A 4,495-nucleotide genomic window follows, 5' to 3' on the forward strand; every position below is an offset into this window, starting at 1 on the left:
CACCGGCGGACCGCGCGCTGCTGCTGCGGAGGTTCGCCGCCGCCGTCGACTCCGAGATCGAAGCCCTCGCCGCACTCGAGGTGGCCAACGCCGGCCACACGATCGGCAATGCCCGGTGGGAGGCCGGCAACGTACGGGACGTCCTGACGTACTACTCGGCGGCCCCGGAACGCCACTTCGGCCGGCAGATCCCGGTCGCGGGAGGGGTGAACATGACGTTCCACGAGCCGCTCGGCGTGGTCGGGATCATCGTCCCGTGGAACTTCCCGATGCCGATTGCCGTCTGGGGCTTCGCGCCCGCCCTGGCCGCCGGTAACACGGTGGTCCTCAAGCCCGCCGAGCTCACTCCCCTGACCGCCATCCGGCTGGCTGAACTGGGGCTGGAGGTGGGGCTTCCGGAGGGCGTTTTCACCGTGCTGCCCGGTAAGGGATCCGTGGTGGGCGAGCGTTTCGTCACCCATCCACAGGTGCGCAAGGTGGTGTTCACGGGCTCGACCGGCGTGGGCAAACGCATCATGGCGGGCTGCGCCGAGCAGGTGAAACGCGTGACCCTTGAGCTGGGCGGGAAGAGCGCCAACATCGTCTTCGCGAACTCGGACCTCGAGAAGGCCGCGGCCTCGGCTCCCGGTGGCGCCTTCGGCAACGCAGGCCAGGACTGCTGCGCGCGCTCCCGGATCCTGGTGGAGCGGCCAGCGTACAGCGACTTCCTGTCCTTGCTGGAGACCGCGGTGAAGGCCGTTCGGGTGGGCGATCCGCGCGATGCCGACACCGCGATGGGCCCCCTCATCTCGGCCGGCCAGCGGCAGGCAGTGGGAAGCTTCGTGTACGACGGCGCGGGGAGCGTGAACGCCGACGTCGCCTTCCAGGGCACCGCTCCCGAGGGGCCGGGCTTCTGGTTCCCGCCCACCGTGATCACGCCGTCGGGCCCGGACTCCCGCGCGTTCAGTGAGGAGATCTTCGGCCCGGTGGTGTGCGTGGTGCCGTTCGACGGTGAAGAGGAGGCAGTGCGCATCGCGAACGACTCGGCCTATGGTCTGTCCGGTTCCATCTGGACACGGGATGTCGGCCGCGCGTTCCGCGTCGCGAGGGCAGTGGATGCCGGGAACCTCTCCGTCAATTCACACTCCTCCGTGCGGTATTCCACCCCCTTCGGGGGCTTCAAGCAATCGGGGCTGGGCCGTGAACTCGGCCCTGATGCGCTCGATTCGTTCAGCGAACTCAAGAACGTGTTCCTGGCCACCGATGCCTGATTTTCGCCTACTTTGCTCAAGGAGTACTTCATGACGGACCTGCCCTACAACGGACTTGTGACGAATCGCCTCCAGGGCCGCACGGCGGTCATCACCGGCGGGGCGTCGGGCATCGGCCTCGCCACAGCGCGGCGGCTCGCCCATGAGGGAGCACGCGTGGTGATCGCGGATATCTGCGCCGACGACATCGGAACCGGTCTCGCGGACAGCATCGGCGGACGGTTCGTGCGTGCCGACGTCACCGTCGAGGACGACGTCCGGAACATGTATGCCTTCACCAAGGAGACCTACGGCTCGATCGACATCGCCTTCAACAACGCCGGGATATCACCGGAGGATGATTCCTCCATCCTCAACACCGGGATCGACGCCTGGCGCCGCGTCCAGGAGGTCAACCTGACAAGCGTCTACTACTGCTGCAAGGGCGTCCTTCCGTACATGCAGGAGCAGGGACGGGGCTCGATCATCAACACGGCCTCCTTTGTCGCGGTACTCGGCGCCGCGACGTCCCAGATCTCCTACTCGGCGTCCAAGGGCGGCGTACTGTCCATGAGCCGCGAACTGGGCGTCGAGTTCGCACGGCAGGGCATCCGCGTCAACGCCCTGTGCCCGGGGCCGGTCAACACTCCCCTGCTGAAGGAGCTCTTCGCCAACGACGCCGAGAAGGCGGCGCGCCGGCTGGTCCACGTGCCGCTGGGCCGCTTCGCCGAACCCGACGAGATGGCCGCCGCCGTCGCCTTCCTCGCCTCGGATGATGCGTCCTTCATCACGGCGAGCCAGTTCCTGGTGGACGGCGGCATCGCCGGCGCCTACGTCACACCGCTCTAGCCTTTCAGATGGCCGTTTTGGGCGCCACGTCCCCGGTACCGGCCTCCCGGAGCGCCTTCCGCTCACGCGCGCGGTCGAGGGCGTTGATCACCGGTGCGGCCGTGACGCCGTGCAGGAGGATCGACATCACGATCACGAGGCCCACGATGCGCCACAGGGCCTCGTCCTCGCTCGCGAATTCGCCCTTCGAGAGCGCGTAGCTGAGGTAGTAGATGGACCCGATACCGCGGACACCGAAGAAGGAGATGACGCCGCGCTCCCACGGTCCGGTGCTGCCCCTGCTGAGGCTGATCCAGCCGGCAAGCGGCCGCACCAGGAGCAGGAAGGCCAGTGCCACGAGGATCTCGACGAGGGTGACCCCTGCCAGCAGCCCCCGTGCCACCGCGCCGCCCAGCAGGACGAGCACCACCACGGTGAGCAGCCGCTCGAGCTGCTCGATGTAGCTGTGCAGCACCCCGTGGAACCCGTGTGTCTGCTCGCCGGAGCGGATGGTCACGGCGCAGACGAAGACAGCGATGAATCCGTAGCCCTCGACCATCTCGGTGACCCCGTAGGTGAGGAACGTGGCAGCCAGGGCAACGAAGCCCTCCGAGTGGCTGGCCAGCCGCGCGCTCTCGATCCGGGACTGGAAGAAGACCCGGCTCAACAGTTTGCCCACACCGAATCCGAGAAGGCACCCGATGGCGATCCGCCACACCACGTCCAGGGCGAAGAACTCGGGGAACCAGGCCGACGGCGCCGCACCCACCAGGCTCACGGCGATCGCAAGATACACGAAGGGAAAAGCGAGGCCGTCATTGAGGCCGGCCTCCGAGGTCAGGCCGAAGCGCACCTCATCCTCGGCTTCGAGTGCCTCCTCCGTTTCGGAGGGCTCGCCCACCTGGACCTCCGAGGCCAGCACCGGGTCCGTGGGCGCAAGTGCTGCCGCAACGAGGATCGCTGCGGCCAGGCCGAGGCCCAGCACCCACACTCCCAGGAGCGTGAAAGTGATCAGGCACAGCGGCATCGCGATCCCGAGGAGGCGCCAGGTGGTGGCCCAGCGTTTCCGGCCCACCTTCCGGTCCAGGGCCAACCCCGCACCCATGAGGGAGATGATCACGCAGACTTCGCTGAGGTGGATGGTGATGTCGCTGTACGCGATGGGGTCCGGGCTCGGGAGGCCATCGGCGACGGAGAAGATCAGCACCCCTGCACCGAAGAAGATCATGGGCATCGACACCGGAGCCCGCATCAGCAGGCGTGGCAGCAGCGCCGCAGCGAAGACCGCGAGTCCTGCGGCAGCGAATATCAAGCTCGGCGCTTCGAACACCGGCACCTCTTTCCTCAGGTGAATCAGCGCACGACGGATCGACACGCGCTCGTGTAGGTTACGCCCGTTCCGGCAGGTGCGGGAACGAGTTCCCTCTTCTCGGGTCTTCGCGCCGGTTCTTGACAGCCCGCAGGAAATGCTGCATCCCACTGCTGACAGCGGAAAGGACCGCCCGCGGGCGCAGTCCTTTCCCGACGCGTGAGAGCATGAAAGTATGCCCAATTCCAGCCACCCTCTGGTCGATGTCACCGACATCATCCGCATTGTGGGCGGTGCCGCGTTCCAGCGGGGACAGACCTACGCGAAGGACGGCGCCGTGAGCCTCCTCGCGTGGGACGCCGAATCCCGGATCCTCACCGGCAGGGTCCGCGGAAGCGCACCCACCGATTACCGCACCAAGCTGCGGCTCAGCGTAAAGGGTGACGGCCGGTTCCGGCCGCTTGAGAACCACTGCAGCTGCCCTGTCGGCGCAGACTGCAAGCACGTGGCGGCAACCGCCCTCCAGAGCAACACCGAGCACGTGCTCGCACGGCAGGAAGCCTCGACAGCGCCGGCTCCGCGCAGATTACCTGACGGCTGGCAGGCGTCGCTCGGCGGTCTGATCGGACAGCAGGACGACGGAAATGCTGCATCCCACTGCTGACAGCGGAAAGGACCGCCCGCGGGCGCAGTCCTTTCCCGACGCGTGAGAGCATGAAAGTATGCCCAATTCCAGCCACCCTCTGGTCGATGTCACCGACATCATCCGCATTGTGGGCGGTGCCGCGTTCCAGCGGGGACAGACCTACGCGAAGGACGGCGCCGTGAGCCTCCTCGCGTGGGACGCCGAATCCCGGATCCTCACCGGCAGGGTCCGCGGAAGCGCACCCACCGATTACCGCACCAAGCTGCGGCTCAGCGTAAAGGGTGACGGCCGGTTCCGGCCGCTTGAGAACCACTGCAGCTGCCCTGTCGGCGCAGACTGCAAGCACGTGGCGGCAACCGCCCTCCAGAGCAACACCGAGCACGTGCTCGCACGGCAGGAAGCCTCGACAGCGCCGGCTCCGCGCAGATTACCTGACGGCTGGCAGGCGTCGCTCGGCGGTCTGATCGGACAGCAGGACGACGG

Annotated in this window: 5 protein-coding genes; 4 read left to right on the forward strand and 1 reads right to left on the reverse strand. The window is 67.3% G+C overall.

The features are described 5' to 3' along the window. Both Y705_RS19575 and Y705_RS0112095 read left to right on the forward strand, forming a co-directional pair. Positions 1–1,250: aldehyde dehydrogenase family protein (locus Y705_RS19575; protein ID WP_081738017.1), on the forward strand; the 1,250-nt coding region annotated here is incomplete at its 5' end. A 30-nt stretch (positions 1,251–1,280) separates the two neighbouring features. After that, positions 1,281–2,078, forward strand: a complete 798-nt coding sequence (locus Y705_RS0112095) for a 3-oxoacyl-ACP reductase (protein ID WP_049822685.1) — start codon at positions 1,281–1,283, stop codon at positions 2,076–2,078. A gap of 4 nt (positions 2,079–2,082) precedes the next feature. On the opposite strand, the gene Y705_RS0112100 is transcribed toward Y705_RS0112095, so the two are convergent. Further along, complete coding sequence (locus tag Y705_RS0112100; protein ID WP_026533046.1) at positions 2,083–3,387, reverse strand: cation:proton antiporter; 1,305 nt, start codon at positions 3,385–3,387, stop codon at positions 2,083–2,085. Between the two features lie 214 nt (positions 3,388–3,601). Here Y705_RS0112100 and Y705_RS0112105 point away from each other — a divergent pair, with 214 nt between their 5' ends. Next, positions 3,602–4,030 carry an SWIM zinc finger family protein gene (locus tag Y705_RS0112105; RefSeq protein WP_026533047.1) on the forward strand — a complete coding sequence of 143 codons (429 nt, stop codon included), beginning with the start codon at positions 3,602–3,604 and terminating at the stop codon, positions 4,028–4,030. Between the two features lie 58 nt (positions 4,031–4,088). Continuing rightward, positions 4,089–4,495: SWIM zinc finger family protein (locus Y705_RS19580; protein WP_173401085.1), on the forward strand; the 407-nt coding region annotated here is incomplete at its 3' end.

The organism is Arthrobacter sp. H41 (assembly GCF_000520535.1).
GTDB lineage: Bacteria > Actinomycetota > Actinomycetes > Actinomycetales > Micrococcaceae > Arthrobacter_D.